Genomic DNA, 14,058 nt, shown 5'->3' with positions numbered 1-14,058 from the left:
CCCCGCCCGGACACCGGGCGGGGGGCCTTGCTCATGCGGGCGCTCAGTCCTCGTACGCGTCCAGCGGAGGGCAGGAGCAGACCAGGTTCCGGTCACCGAACGCCTGGTCGATACGGCGCACCGGCGGCCAGTACTTGCCGGCCGGCGAGACCCCGGCCGGGAAGACGGCCTCCTCACGGCTGTACGCGTGCGTCCACTCGCCGCCCAGCGCGGCCGCGGTGTGCGGGGCGCCGCGCAGCGGGTTGTCCTCGGCCGGCCAGACGCCGGAGGCGACCTTCTCGATCTCCGCGCGGATGGCGATCATCGCGTCGCAGAACCGGTCCAGCTCCCCCAGGTCCTCGGACTCGGTCGGCTCGATCATCAGCGTGCCGGCCACCGGGAAGGACATGGTGGGCGCGTGGAAGCCGTAGTCGATCAGTCGCTTGGCCACGTCGTCCACGCTGACGCCCGTCGCCTTGGTCAGCGGGCGCAGGTCGATGATGCACTCGTGCGCGACCAGGCCGCCGGGGCCGGTGTAGAGCACCGGGAAGTGCGGCTCCAGTCGCTTGGCGATGTAGTTGGCGGAGAGCACGGCCACCTGGGTGGCGCGCTTGAGACCCTCGCCGCCCATCAGGCGGACGTACGCCCAGGAGATGGGCAGGATGCCCGCGCTGCCCCAGGGAGCCGCCGAGATGGGGCCGACGCCCGTCTCGGGACCGGCCGCGGGCTGCATCGGGTGGTTGGGCAGGTACGGCGCCAGGTGGGCGCGCACCCCGACCGGGCCGACGCCGGGGCCGCCGCCGCCGTGCGGGATGCAGAACGTCTTGTGCAGGTTCAGGTGGGAGACGTCGCCGCCGAAGTGGCCCGGCTTGGCGAGGCCGACCAGGGCGTTGAGGTTGGCGCCGTCCACGTAGACCTGGCCGCCCGCGTCGTGCACCTGGGCGCAGATGTCGGCGACGTGCTCCTCGAAGACGCCGTGCGTCGACGGGTAGGTGATCATCAGCACGGACAGCTCGTCGCGGTGCTGCTCGATCTTGGCGCGCAGGTCCTCGACGTCGATCTCGCCGTCCCCGGCGGTCTTGACGACGACGACCTTCATCCCGGCCATCACCGCGCTCGCCGCGTTGGTGCCGTGCGCGGAGGACGGGATGAGGCAGACGGTGCGCTGCGCGTCGCCGTTGGCCCGGTGGTAGGCGCGTACGGCGAGCAGTCCGGCCAGCTCACCCTGGGACCCGGCGTTGGGCTGGAGGGAGACCTTGTCGTACCCGGTGACCTCGGCGAGCCGGTCCTCCAGCTCACGGATGAGGGTGAGGTAGCCCTCGGCCTGCTCGGCGGGGGCGAAGGGGTGCAGCGCCCCGAACTCGGGCCAGGTGACCGGCTCCATCTCGGTGGTCGCGTTCAGCTTCATGGTGCAGGAGCCGAGCGGGATCATGCCCCGGTCGAGCGCGTAGTCGCGGTCGGACAGCTTGCGCAGGTAGCGCAGCATGGCCGTCTCCGAGCGGTGCTCGTGGAAGACCGGGTGGGCGAGGTAGTCGTCGGTGCGCAGCAGCACCTCGGGCAGCGTGTCCTCGGCCGCCGCGTCGAGCGCCTCGATGTCGCCGTCGACGCCGAAGGCGGCGAAGACGGCCTCCAGCTGAGCGCGGTTGGTGGTCTCGTCGCAGGCCAGGGAGGCGTGGTCGGCGTCGACGATGCGCAGGTTGACACCGCCCTCTCGGGCGGCGGCGACCACCTCGGCGGCCCGGCCGGGCACGCGCGCGGTGAGGGTGTCGAAGTAGGCGCCGTGCACGATCTCGACACCGCCGGCGCGCAGGCCCCCGGCGAGGATCGTGGCGTAGCGGTGGGTGCGGCGGGCGATGGTCCGCAGGCCGTCGGGGCCGTGGTAGACGGCGTACATGCCGGCCATGACGGCGAGCAGCACCTGCGCAGTGCAGATGTTGCTGGTGGCCTTCTCCCGGCGGATGTGCTGCTCGCGGGTCTGGAGCGCGAGACGGTAGGCGCGGTGCCCGTCGGCGTCGACGGACACGCCGACCAGGCGGCCGGGCAGGCTGCGGGCGAACTTCTCGTGCACGGCCATGTAGCCGGCGTGGGGGCCGCCGAAGCCCATGGGGACGCCGAAGCGCTGGGTGGTGCCGATGGCGATGTCCGCGCCCAGCTCACCGGGCGAGGTGAGCAGGGTGAGCGCGAGCAGGTCGGCGGCGACGGTGACGAGGGCGCCCAGCCCGTGCGCCTGCTCGACGACCGGCTTGAGATCGCGTACGGCACCGGAGGCGCCGGGGTACTGGAGCAGGACGCCGGTGATGTCGCGGGCGGCGATGTCGGCGGGGATGCCGTCGCTCAGGTCGGCGACGACGACCTCGACACCGGCCGGCTCTGCGCGGGTCTCGATGACGGCGATGGTCTGCGGCAGGGTGTCCGCGTCGACCAGGAAGAGGCCCTTCTTGTTCTTGCCCATGCGCCGGGACAGCGCCATCGCCTCGGCGGCGGCGGTGCCCTCGTCCAGCAGGGAGGCACCGGAGGTGGGCAGCCCGGTGAGGTCCGCGACCATGGTCTGGAAGTTCAGCAGGGCCTCCAGGCGGCCCTGGGAGATCTCCGGCTGGTACGGCGTGTAGGCCGTGTACCAGGCGGGGTTCTCCATGACGTTGCGCAGGATGACAGGCGGCGTGAAGGTGCCGTAGTAGCCCAGGCCGATCATGGAGCCGAGGACCTGGTTGTGGTCGGCGAGACCGCGCAGCTCGGCGATGACCTCGGCCTCGGTGCGGGCACCGGGGAGGTCGAGCGCGTCGGCGTTCTTGATCACGTCCGGCACCGCGGCGGCGGTCAGCTCGTCGAGGGAGCCGTAGCCGACCTGCGCGAGCATCTTGGCCCGCGCCTCGTGGTCGGGGCCGATGTGGCGCTGCTCGAAGGGGATGCCCGCTTCGAGCTCGGCGAGCGGAATGCGAGGGGCGGTCATGTGCGGAGGCCTCCTGGTCTGGCGCGACCTGCGAGGGGCACCACGGCTCGGGTGCCCACCGGCCTCCCCCTCTGTCATCTCGTACCTGAGAGCTTCACCGGGGTACTTGCGAACCCCGGCTTGCACCGTCGGTGAGAGCGGGAGCCGTGGCGCCCGCCCTGCTTTCCAGAGTGACCTCGTCCGTGCGGTACGGGTGCCTGAGAGATTCCGGGGAGGAGTTGCTCCTTCGGCGCCTCCGAACTGCTCGGAGGACTCTCCCGCACGGGGTCAGCAGCCGACTTCAGCCTACCAGCGGGGTCCTGGGCACAACGTTCGAGTGGCCGCCCGGCTGATTCTGCTCTTTTGTAGTGCTTACGGATGAGTTGCGACCATGTGGAGGGAGAGGGATCGTGCAGACCGACATCGATCCGCGCAGCCTGATCGGCCGCAAGGCGTTCGACCGCACCGGCACCAGGATCGGCACCATAGACGAGGTGTACCTCGACGACGCGACCGGCGTCCCGGAGTGGGCGGCGGTGCGCACCGGACTCTTCTCCCGCGACGCGTTCGTCCCGCTGGAACCCAGCGAACTGGTCGACGGCGCGCTGCGCGTCCCCTTCGAACGGGCCCTCATCAAGGACGCCCCCGACTTCGGCGTGGGCCGTCACCTCTCCCCCGAGCAGGAACTCCAGCTCTACCACCACTACGGACTCGACGTCGGCTCCGCCGCCCGGCCCACTGCGGACCGTGACTTCGGCAGGGTCGCCGGCGCCGAGGAAGCCTGACCCCCTCCCCTCTCATCCGCCGTCCATCTCCCCCTCCGCAGCCGCCTCCACCGGGGCCACCAGCGGGAGGGGGTCGGCCGCTTCCAGGCCGGCCTCGTCGGACCGGAACGTCCGCACCCGGCCCGGAGCGGAGAGCGGGGTCTCGAAACGCACGGTGACCCGCCCGAGGCCGCTGCCCTGCACCCACCCGTGCCCGTACTCCTCGTGCCGCACGTCCTGGCCCGCCCGCCACTCCGGTGCGGCGGGCCCGGGTCTCTCCGGGCCGGATTCGGGTGCGCTCTCCAGTGGTGTCTCCTCGGCCGGTTCACCCGCCGCCTGTGCGAACAGGTCCTCCTGCGTGTAGTCGGCGAGCCCGGACACGCCGACGCCGAGCAGCCGTACCCCGCCGGTGGTGTCGACACAGTCCAGCAGCCGCGCGGCCGCCTCCCGGATGACCGAGGGGTCGTCCGTGGGCCCGCGCAGCGTCTCGGAGCGCGTCAGGGTGGAGAAGTCGTACCGCCGCACCTTGAGCACGATGGTCCGCCCGGAGAGTCCGGCGCCGCGCAGCCGCCGTACGCACCGGTCGGCGAGACGGCGGACCTCCAGGCCGATACGCGGCCGGTCGTGGATGTCGACGGCGTAGGTGTCCTCCACCGACACCGACTTGGCCTCGCGCTCGGCCACCACCGGCCGGTCGTCGCGGGCCAGCGCCATCGCGTACAGCGCGTGTCCGTGGGCCTTGCCGAGGAGCCGGACCAGTTCGTCCTCTCCTGCCTCGGACAGCTCCAGCACCGTGGTGATACCGGCGCGCCGCAAGTGGTCACCGGTGGCGGGACCCACGCCGGGCAGCGTGCGCACCGGCATCGGGGACAGCAGGGCGCGCTCGGTGCCCGGTTCGATGAGGACCAGGCCGTCGGGCTTGGCCCGCTCCGAGGCGATCTTGGCCAGCATCTTGGAGGCGGCGAGCCCCACTGATCCGGTCAGCCCGGTCACCGCCCGGATGTCGGCGCGCAGCCGGGCTCCGGCCTCCCGCGCCGACGCCTCGTCCCAGGCGGCGTCACCGGCCTCGAGGTCCACGAACGCCTCGTCCAGGCTCAGCGGTTCCACCAGCGGGGACAGCTGCCGCAGAAGCGCCATCACCTGGTCGCTGATCGACCGGTAGAGCGCGAAGCGCGGCGTCAGGTACGCGGCGTTCGGCGCGAGCCGCCGGGCCTGCGCGGTGGGCATCGCCGAGTGCACCCCGAACACCCGTGCCTCGTACGACGCGGTGGCCACCACGCCCCGCGGTCCGATACCGCCCACCACGACGGCCTTCCCGCGCAGGCTCGGCTTGGACGCCTGCTCCACCGAGGCGAAGAAGGCGTCCATGTCGAGATGGAGGATGGTGGGCGCGTTTCTCACAGGTCCGATGCTGCACCATGCCACTGACAACGGTCCCCGCACGGGGACGCCCTGTGGAAAACGGTGCCCGGGGGTCTCAGACGGCGCGGTTGCGCCGGCGCGCCAGTTCGTCGGCCGGGTTGTGCCCGATCAGCGTCTCGCCGGTGTCGACACGCTCGCCGTGGAGCTGCGAGAGGGCGCTCTCCACGTCCCGCCAGACCACACCGACGGCGATTCCGAAAATGCCCTGGCCGCCCTGGAGCAGGGCGTGGACCTCGTCCGGGGAGGTGCACTCGTAGACCATGGCGCCGTCGCTCATCAGGGTCATGCGCTCCAGGTCGCGAAACCCGCGCTCCCTGAGGTGCTGCACGGCCGAGCGGATGTTCTGGAGCGAGACACCGGTGTCCAGGAACCGCTTGACGATCTTCAGTACGACCACGTCGCGGAAGCTGTACAGCCGCTGGGTGCCCGAGCCGTGCGCGGGCCGCACACTGGGCTCGACCAGTCCCGTGCGGGCCCAGTAGTCGAGCTGTCGGTAGGTGATCCCGGCGGCCGCACAGGCCGTGGGACCGCGGTATCCGATCTCCTCGGACGTCATGGCCGCCGCCCCTTCACCGTCAGGCACCACCGTAGGCCGCTGCGGAGCGTGATCGGCCGCGCCGTCGAGCTGTGGGTGCCCCCCGCCCGGCCGAAACCGCGCGCTCGGGGGAGGGTACGGGCCGTTGTCCCCGAAACCGTGTCCGGGGGCACCCCCAGCCGTACCGTCGCCGCTCATCCTCACGCCGACCTCCGTCCTTGACCTGCCTTGTCGACGGTAGGCAGTCACCAGGGGCGCGTCAACGATCGCCACACTCGGCACGCCGAGTGACAATCACCCTGAGAGTGGTTTCTCGTGTCCCACCGCGGGGAAAGGCTAGCCGAATGCCCTCGCGGAGGGCCGTAGGACGCCCTCACGGGACGTTGGCATGTGCCCCCTCGCGCGAGCGTCACAGCGCGCCACGAGCCGGCCGGACGGACCCCTGGTCCACCGGCCGGCTCCCGGCCTCACTGGCTGCTGGTCCCGAAGTCCTCGGGCGAGATCTGGTCGAGGAACTCGCGGAACTTCTCCACCTCGTCCTCCTGCTCGTCCGGGATGGCGATGCCCGCGTCGTCCAGCACCCCGTCACTGCCGTAGATCGGCGTGCCGGTGCGCAGGGCGAGCGCTATGGCGTCGGACGGCCGCGCGCTCACCTCGACCCCGCTGGCGAACACCAGCTCCGCGTAGAAGACGCCTTCCCGCAGATCGGTGATGCGTACTTCGGTCAGCTCCTGGCCGACCGCCTCCAGCACGTCCTTGAACAGGTCGTGCGTCAGCGGACGCGCGGGAGCCATGCCCTGCTGGGCGAAAGCGATCGCGGTCGCCTCCCCGGGCCCGATCCAGATGGGGAGGTAGCGGTCGCCTCCCACTTCGCGCAGGAGCACGATCGGTTGGTTGGAGGGCATTTCGACCCGGACACCTACGACATCGAGCTCGTTCACACAGCAACCCTAGGCCGTGCTCGGGACGTTTGGGTAGTCGGGCCGGGAACAGGTGGGCGATCCGGCGCAAGCCGAGCGGGTCGGGACACACCGGCCGTCAGGGCAGCCGCACCCCGAGCGCCGCCTTCACGAGCGCCGAGTGCAGCTTCATGGTGAGGGCCGCCAGCTCCTTGGTACGGGCCTCGGCGAGCGTCCTGGTCTGCGGATTGCGGTGCCGCTTCAACGGGGCGACGACCTGGTCGACCAGCCCCGCCTCGCGCTCGGCGGCTGCCTTCATCACCCGCAGGTGGCGGGGTTCGATGCCGAAGCGGCCCAGTTCGGCCACCAGTGAGGCCACGGTGACGGCCTCGGCGTCGTACACGCCGTCCGCCAGAGGGGCGAGGAGCCCGTACGACTCCCACTCGCTCAGTTCGGCCTGGTCGATCCCGGCCGCCGCCAGCAGTTCGTCCCGGCCGATCCGGGCGACCGTGGACCACTCGGTCTCCTCCGACTCGTCGTCGCCGCTGCGCTGGCGGCCGAGCACGGGCAGCACGGCGGCCTCGCCGCGCTCCATGGCGTCCAGGTGCTCCCGGATCACCTTGAGCGGCAGATAGTGGTCCCGCTGCATCCTGAGGACATGGCCGAGGCGCTCCACGTCACGGGGGCTGAACTTGCGGTACCCCGAGGGGGTCCGCTGCGGCTCGATGAGCCCCTCCGACTCCAGGAAGCGGATCTTGGAGACGGTTACTTCGGGGAACTCCTCGCGCAGCGCGTTCAGCACCGTGCCGATACTCATCAGCCCACTGTCCCTGGCGGCGGTACCGCTTCCGGCACCGCCGCTCGGTGTTTGAAGCATGGACCTTCCCTGGGGTTCCCCCGGGACGGGCGTCCTGGGGTGGGTCAGACTCCTTGCCGGCTCGCGTAGAAGACCAGCCGGTACTTGCCGATCTGCACCTCGTCACCGTTGGCCAGCGCCACCTGGTCGATCCGCTCGCGGTTGACGTAGGTGCCGTTGAGGCTGCCGACGTCGGCCACCGTGAAGGAACCGTCGGGCGAGCGGCGGAACTCCACATGGCTGCGGGAGACCGTCACGTCGTCCAGGAAGATGTCGCTCTGCGGGTGACGCCCCGCCGTGGTCAGATCGCTGTCCAGGAGGAAGCGGCTGCCGGAGTTCGGACCCCGGCGGACCACCAGCAGCGCCGAGCCGACCGGCAGCGCGTCGACCGCCGCCTGCGCCTCGGGAGACAGCATCGGCATCGCCGTCTGACCGGTGACCTCCGAGTCGTACGCCTCGATGCCCGAGATGGAGATCGTGGACGTGGTCTCCGACGCACGCTCCGGCGCCACACCGGGACGCAGGGGCGCGCCGCAGTTGGAGCAGAAACGGGCGTTCTCCGCGTTGCGGTTCCCGCACCTCGTACACACCAGGGCCGACATGGACGGAGCCTCCTGCCGCGACGGTTGTCCGAAACCTATGCCGCCGCCCTGGCCAGGGTCAACGGACGCCGCGCCCTGTCCCCCGGAAGTCCCACCACCCGGACCAGCCACCTGGTCCCGGAACAGCGGGCGCTGTCCTTCCTCGTCGGGCTGTGCGCGATGACGGGCCGTCGCGTTCTCGTTGCCCTCTCGCGCGCTCTTGCCGAACAACTTCCCAAACAACTTCACGGGCGATTCCCCTTGACCGAAACAGACCCGCCCGTGGGGCAGGACGAACCCAGAATGCCTACACCGACCGATCCGGACATCTTCACAACGTCCGTATCCACCCGACAGTTTCCACCACGCACCACCCCTTCGGTGCGGCGACCCCCCGCAACCTCATGCCCCCGCCCGTCGCCGCCCATGCACCGCGGGTTCACCGCGAGGACGACCGAGCGTAGTCAGGCAGCTTCGCCTGCCGCAAGGCATCCACGACGATCTTGTCCGAGCGCTCCACACTCACCGTGGCCTGCTCCTTCTCCAAGCTCTGCACCACGCCTCCAGGGATGTTCAACGCCGGTTCGAGGTCCTGCGGCTTGCCGATGACCCTGAAACGATACGGAGCGTTGATCTTGTTCCCGTCGACCGCGACGCTACCGCCGGTGTCCGAGAAATAGGTGTTCGCCACCACGCGCACATCGTTGACCTCTATCGCCTCGGCACCGGCCGCGCGCAGCTCCTGGATCGCGTCGAGCAGCATGTCGGACTCGACAGCTCCCTTCGCGTCCTGGACGGTCATGGTGATGCCGGGACCGGTGGCGCCCACGGTTCCCGCGAGTATGCCGAGCTGGCGCTCCTTCTCGGCGGTCTGCCTGCGCGCCTCCGCCGCCTGGTCGGAGCTGCTCTGCAACTCCTGACGCTGCTTCTCCAGTCCCTGCTTCTCGTCCTCCAGACGCTGAGTACGGTCGTCCAGTTCATCGAGGATGCGGACCAGGTCCTCCTGGCGTGCTCCGCGCAGCGCGCTGTCGCCGTCACTGTTGGAGGCCACCTGCACGGCCAGCCCGAAACCGAGCCCGAACAGCAGCAGCGCCACGATGAGTTGGGCGCGCGTCAGCCGGGGCGGCCAGAGACCGTCGATCAGCCGCTGGCGCCCGGTGAGCTGCGGCTGGGCCGCGTGTTCCGACGCCGGTGCGGCCGTGGCCGGTCCGGACGCCGGCGCCGGGTCCGGCCGGGGGCCGGGGGCCCGCGGCGGCAGTTCGGCGGGAAGTTCCTTGCGCAGCCCGTTCTCCGGCCGCTCCTCCTGGTCGCCCATCCCGCTCACGCCCGGAAGACGTGGCGCCGGATCGCCGCCGCGTTGGAGAAGATCCGGATGCCCAGGACCACGACGACGCCGGTGGACAACTGCGCGCCCACACCCAGTTCGTCGCCCAGGAACACGATCAGCGCGGCCACGACGACATTGGACAGGAACGACACCACGAACACCTTGTCGTCGAAGATGCCGTCGAGCATCGCCCGCAGCCCGCCGAACACGGCGTCCAGAGCCGCCACGACGGCGATGGGCAGATACGGCTCGACCACCGCCGGAACCTCGGGACGGACCAACAGTCCGGCCACCACTCCCACGACGAGGCCCAGTACGGCGATCACGATGTGCCCTTCTCAGTCTTCTCGGCCTGCTCGGCGCTCGGCTGTGCTGTTCGTACGATCACACTCGGCGCGGCGGGCAACCGTACGTCACCCTCCGCGGAGATGGCGGTACGGATGCCGAAGTTGTCCTGGAGCGCGTGCAGATACAGCCCGTCGGCGCTGTTCTGGAACGCGGTGCTCAGCTTCTGCCCGTCCCCCACCGCCAGCACCGTGTACGGCGGTACCAGCGGCCTGTTGTCGACCAGTATCGCGTCACCCGCGGCGCGGATCGCGGACAGGGCGGTCAGCCGCTGCCCGTTGATGGACACCGCCTCCGCGCCGGACGCCCACAGCCCGTTGACCACGCGCTGCATGTCCCGGTCACGCACCCGCCCGGTGTCGGAGAAGCCGGCGGACTCCCGGGGGTTCGTGCCGTCTCCCCCGGAGCTCGCCTCCTTGGCGTCGTTCACCACGAGCTTCACACCGGGCCCGTGCACGGCGGTGGCGCCGGACAGCAGACTCACGACGTCCGCCTGGCCGCCCCCGGTCTGCCGCAGCGCCGCCCGCTGCCGTGCGCCGACATCCTCGCGGAGCCGGTCGACCCCGCTCTCCAGCTTGTCGGCGGCCGCGGTCTCCCGGTCGATGCGGTCGATCAACTCCTGGCGCTCCTTGGCCACCACCGGTGCCGCGACATGTGCCTGCGACGCGCCGACCGTCACCACCAGGGCCGCCAGCACGAGCCCGCCCGCGAGCCCCAGCTTGGCGCGGAGGGTCTTCGGCAGACCACCCTCACCGAGGGACTTCCGGCGCGCCGCCGCCTCGGCGTACCCGTCGTCGAGACTGTGGTCCATCACGTTGGTGATCAACGACATGGAGGCGTCCGGGCGCCTCGGCCGCGCGGGGCTGCTCCGAACGGGGGGTTGCTGCGGCATGCCGCACATCGTCGCATGCCTCGAGTGGTGTCTTCGAACGAGCCCCACGCACCTGCCGGACAGCACCCCCGGCGGGGACACTGTCCGGCAGGTCGGGAGCCCGGTGGGATCAGCGGCCGGCGCTGTCCACCACGGCCGACCACTCGTCGAGCAGTGCCTGCGCGGAGGCGTCGTCCGGGCCCTCCGCCCAGAGATGCGTGACCGCCTCGGCCGGGTCGGGCAGGACCATCACCCAGCGGCCATCGCTCTCCACCACCCGCACGCCGTCCGTGGTGTCCACGGACCGGTCGCCGGCCGCCTCGACCACGCTGCGCATGACCAGGCCCTTGACCGCCCACGGCGTCGCCAGGTCCCGCTTGAGGACGTGGGCCCGCGGAATCCGGGCGTCGATCTGGCTGAGCGTGAGCTGCGTCCGCGCCACCAGCCCGATCAGACGCACGAACGCCGCCGTACCGTCGTAGACGCTGCTGAACTCCGGGACGATGAAGCCGCCCTTGCCGTCACCGCCGAAGATGGTCTCCTCCTCGCCGCCGACCCGCGTGAGGTCGTCCGGCGAGGTGGTCGTCCACTCCACCTGGGTGCCGTGGTACGCGGCCACCTGTTCCGCGATCCGGGTGGTGGTCACCGGCAGGGCCACCCGGCCGCTGCGCCGCTCGGCGGCGACCAGGTCGAGCATCACCAGCAGCGCCCGGTCGTCCTCGATGATGCTGCCCTTCTCGTCCACGAGCGACAGTCGCTCGCCGACGGGGTCGAACCGCACACCGAAGGCCGCCCCGGAGGACGCCACGATCTCCCCGAGCCGCCGCAGGCCCTTTCGGCGCATCTCCTCGGTCTCGGTGGGCCGGGACTCGTCCAGACCGGGGTTGATGGTCAGCGAGTCCACGCCGAGCTTGCCGAGCAGGCTGGGCAGCACCAGACCGGCGCTGCCGTTGGAGGCGTCGACGACGACCTTCAGCCCGGACTCGGCGACCCCGCTGGTGTCCACGTTCCGCAGCAGCGACCCGGTGTAGGAGTCGTAGACGCTGGACGGGAAGTGGAGGTCACCGATCTCGCCTGGGAAGGCGCGCCGGTACTCCTGGCGCGCGAACACCCGGTCCAGCTTGCGCTGGCTGCCCTGAGAGAGGTCCGCGCCCTTGGCGTCGAAGAACATGATGTCCACGGAGTCCGGCACGCCCGGCGAGGTCCGGATCATGATGCCGCCGGAGCTGCCGCGCGCGGTCTGCTGCCGTGCCACCGGCAGCGGCACGTTCTCCAGGTCGCGCACGTCGATCGCGCTCGCCTGGAGAGCCGAGATCACCGCGCGCTTGAGCGCACGGGCGCCTCGGGAGTGGTCACGGGCCGTGGTGACCGTGGTCCCCTTCTTCAGCGTGGTGGCGTACGCGCCGGCGAGCCGTACGGCCAGCTCCGGCGTGATCTCGACGTTCAGGATGCCGCTGACGCCGCGCGCCCCGAAGAGGTGCGCCTGGCCCCTGGACTCCCAGATGACCGACTCGTTGACGAAGGCGCCCGCCTCGATGGTCTTGAACGGGTACACCCGGACGTTGCCCTGGATGATCGACTCCTCGCCGATCAGGCACTCGTCACCGATGACCGCGCCGTCCTCGATCCGCGCGGCCCGCATGATGTCGGTGTTCTTGCCGACCACACAACCGCGGAGATTGCTCTGCTGGCCGACGTACACGTTGTCGGCGACGACGGCCTTGTGCAGGAAGGCACCGCTCTTGACGACCACGTTGGAGCCGATGACGGAGTGCTCGCGAATCTCCGCCCCGGCCTCGACCTTGGCGTAGTCACCGATGTAGAGGGGCCCGCGCAGCACCGCGTCGGGGTGCACCTCTGCACCCTCGGCGACCCAGACTCCGGGCGAGATCTCGAAACCGTCGATGTCGACGTCGACCTTGCCCTCGAGAACGTCGGCCTGGGCCTTCACGTAGCTCTCGTGGGTGCCGACGTCCTCCCAGTAGCCCTCGGCGATGTAGCCGTAGATGGGCTTGCCTTCCTTCATCAGCTGGGGGAAGACGTCGCCGGACCAGTCGACGGGGACATCGGGATCGACGTAGTCGAACACCTCGGGCTCCATCACGTAGATGCCCGTGTTCACCGTGTCGGAGAAGACCTGGCCCCAGGTCGGCTTCTCGAGGAAGCGCTCGACCTTGCCCTCCTCGTCCACGATGGTGATGCCGAACTCCAGCGGATTGGGGACCCGGGTCAGGCAGACCGTGACCATGGCTCCCTTCTCCTTGTGGAAGTTGATCAGATCGGTGAGGTCGAAGTCGGTCAGCGCATCGCCGGAAATCACGAGGAAGGCATCGTCCTTCAGCGCGTCCTCGGCGTTCTTGACGCTTCCAGCGGTACCGAGTGGCTTCTCCTCATTGGCATACGTGAGCTCCATGCCGAGTTCTTCGCCGTCACCGAAGTAGTTCTTGACGAGAGACGCCAGGAACTGCACGGTGACCACGGTCTCGCTGAGCCCGTGCTTTTTGAGCAACCTGAGCACGTGCTCCATGATCGGGCGGTTCACCACAGGCAGGAGCGGCTTGGGCATGCTAGAGGTCATGGGGCGCAGGCGCGTGCCTTCGCCTCCGGCCATCACGACGGCCTTCATGTCGGAAGCGTCCTCCTCGAAGAGACGACGGTCTAGCCGACTTCACCCGTCAAGATTGTCCCGCACTTCTTCGTCACGGGCCATCGAAGCGTCACGTGGTGGACGATCGCGGAGTTCCGTCGGCCAACGAGTCCGCGCGCACCAGACGGCGGACCTGGACCATATAAAGCACTCCTGCCCACCAATACAGGGTTGTACCCCATCCGGCGAACGCCCATCCGAAAACAGCGGCAAGTGACGCGATCCAACCGCTTCCGTCACTGAGCAACAGCAGCGGGAAGGCGTACATCAGGTTGAAGGTGGCCGCCTTCCCGAGGAAGTTCACCTGAGGCGGCGGATAGCCGTGCCGGCGGAGGATGCCGACCATCACCAGCAGGACCAGCTCCCGGGCGAGCAGCAGCGCGGTCAGCCACAGCGGCAGGATCTCCCGCCAGGTGAGGCCGAGGAGCGTGGAGAGGACGTAGAGCCGGTCGGCGGCCGGGTCGAGAAGCCGGCCGAGGCTGCTGACCTGGTTCCAGCGCCGGGCGAGCTTGCCGTCCAGATAGTCGCTGACTCCGCTCAGCGCCAGGACCAGGAGAGCCCATCCATCACTCTTGGGGCCTCCGAACTCGGGCCGGAGGATCAGCCACAGGAACAGAGGGACACCGGCTAGCCGGGCCATGCTGAGGATGTTGGGGATGGTGAGGACCCGGTCCGTCTGGACGCGGGTCTCCTGGACCTCCACCCGGAAGCCTCCTGTACGAAAAAGTGCCGACAATGCCCCTGACCCTACCGCAACGCAAAAAAGCTCCGGCTCTCGGGCTGTATGCCCGAGAGCCGGAGCTGCAAAATTAGTTCGGCGGCGTCCTACTCTCCCACAGGGTCCCCCCTGCAGTACCATCGGCGCTGTGAGGCTTAGCTTCCGGGTTCGGAATGTAACCGGGC

Annotated in this window: 12 protein-coding genes, 1 rRNA gene and 1 riboswitch; of the genes, 1 reads left to right on the top strand and 12 read right to left on the bottom strand. The window is 70.1% G+C overall.

Annotation, left to right across the window (positions count from 1 at the left end; all coding sequences use genetic code 11):
- Positions 1–43: 43 nt before the first annotated feature.
- Positions 44–2,929 (bottom strand): aminomethyl-transferring glycine dehydrogenase, encoded by a 2,886-nt coding sequence (gene gcvP, locus ACWCV3_RS28130; RefSeq protein ID WP_451229910.1) that lies wholly within the window; start codon positions 2,927–2,929, stop codon positions 44–46.
- A 175-nt stretch (positions 2,930–3,104) separates the two neighbouring features.
- A riboswitch (glycine riboswitch) is annotated at positions 3,105–3,199 on the bottom strand.
- Positions 3,200–3,318: 119 nt separating this feature from the next.
- On the opposite strand from gcvP, the gene ACWCV3_RS28125 reads away from it, so the two are divergent.
- Complete coding sequence (locus ACWCV3_RS28125; RefSeq protein ID WP_451229907.1) at positions 3,319–3,693, top strand: PRC-barrel domain-containing protein; 375 nt, start codon at positions 3,319–3,321, stop codon at positions 3,691–3,693.
- Between the two features lie 12 nt (positions 3,694–3,705).
- On the opposite strand, the gene ACWCV3_RS28120 is transcribed toward ACWCV3_RS28125, so the two are convergent.
- The 11 genes from ACWCV3_RS28120 to rrf form a co-directional block, all read right to left on the bottom strand.
- Entirely contained in the window at positions 3,706–5,073 is a 1,368-nt protein-coding gene (locus ACWCV3_RS28120) for a DNA polymerase IV (protein ID WP_451229904.1), read from the bottom strand.
- A gap of 76 nt (positions 5,074–5,149) precedes the next feature.
- Positions 5,150–5,833, bottom strand: a complete 684-nt coding sequence (locus ACWCV3_RS28115) for a MerR family transcriptional regulator (RefSeq protein ID WP_451229901.1) — start codon at positions 5,831–5,833, stop codon at positions 5,150–5,152.
- 263 nt (positions 5,834–6,096) lie between these two features.
- Entirely contained in the window at positions 6,097–6,570 is a 474-nt protein-coding gene (locus ACWCV3_RS28110; RefSeq protein ID WP_004002801.1) for a bifunctional nuclease family protein, read from the bottom strand.
- A 97-nt stretch (positions 6,571–6,667) separates the two neighbouring features.
- Positions 6,668–7,405: a transcriptional regulator FtsR gene (gene ftsR, locus ACWCV3_RS28105; protein WP_451229898.1), complete on the bottom strand. Its 738-nt coding sequence runs from the start codon at positions 7,403–7,405 to the stop codon at positions 6,668–6,670.
- A 44-nt stretch (positions 7,406–7,449) separates the two neighbouring features.
- Positions 7,450–8,322, bottom strand: coding sequence for an FHA domain-containing protein (locus ACWCV3_RS28100; RefSeq protein ID WP_451229915.1), 873 nt, complete (start codon positions 8,320–8,322; stop codon positions 7,450–7,452).
- A gap of 82 nt (positions 8,323–8,404) precedes the next feature.
- The gene (locus tag ACWCV3_RS28095; protein ID WP_451229913.1) at positions 8,405–9,280 is read right to left on the bottom strand and encodes a DUF881 domain-containing protein; all 876 of its coding nucleotides are present in this window, start codon (positions 9,278–9,280) and stop codon (positions 8,405–8,407) included.
- 5 nt (positions 9,281–9,285) lie between these two features.
- Positions 9,286–9,618: a small basic family protein gene (locus tag ACWCV3_RS28090; protein ID WP_030808725.1), complete on the bottom strand. Its 333-nt coding sequence runs from the start codon at positions 9,616–9,618 to the stop codon at positions 9,286–9,288.
- Positions 9,615–10,538 carry a DUF881 domain-containing protein gene (locus tag ACWCV3_RS28085; protein WP_451229895.1) on the bottom strand — a complete coding sequence of 308 codons (924 nt, stop codon included), beginning with the start codon at positions 10,536–10,538 and terminating at the stop codon, positions 9,615–9,617. Before ACWCV3_RS28085 ends, ACWCV3_RS28090 begins: the two co-directional genes overlap by 4 nt.
- Before the next feature lie 100 nt (positions 10,539–10,638).
- Complete coding sequence (locus ACWCV3_RS28080; RefSeq protein WP_451229892.1) at positions 10,639–13,134, bottom strand: sugar phosphate nucleotidyltransferase; 2,496 nt, start codon at positions 13,132–13,134, stop codon at positions 10,639–10,641.
- Positions 13,135–13,225: 91 nt separating this feature from the next.
- The gene (locus ACWCV3_RS28075) at positions 13,226–13,858 is read right to left on the bottom strand and encodes a CDP-alcohol phosphatidyltransferase family protein (protein ID WP_031181999.1); all 633 of its coding nucleotides are present in this window, start codon (positions 13,856–13,858) and stop codon (positions 13,226–13,228) included.
- A 109-nt stretch (positions 13,859–13,967) separates the two neighbouring features.
- Positions 13,968–14,058: ribosomal RNA gene (gene rrf / locus ACWCV3_RS28070) — 5S ribosomal RNA — on the bottom strand; the annotation flags it as partial.

The sequence above is a fragment of the Streptomyces sp. NPDC001781 genome (genome assembly GCF_053596035.1).
Note: the sequence above shows the minus strand (reverse complement) of the source record. Positions and strands in the feature narration are given on the sequence as shown.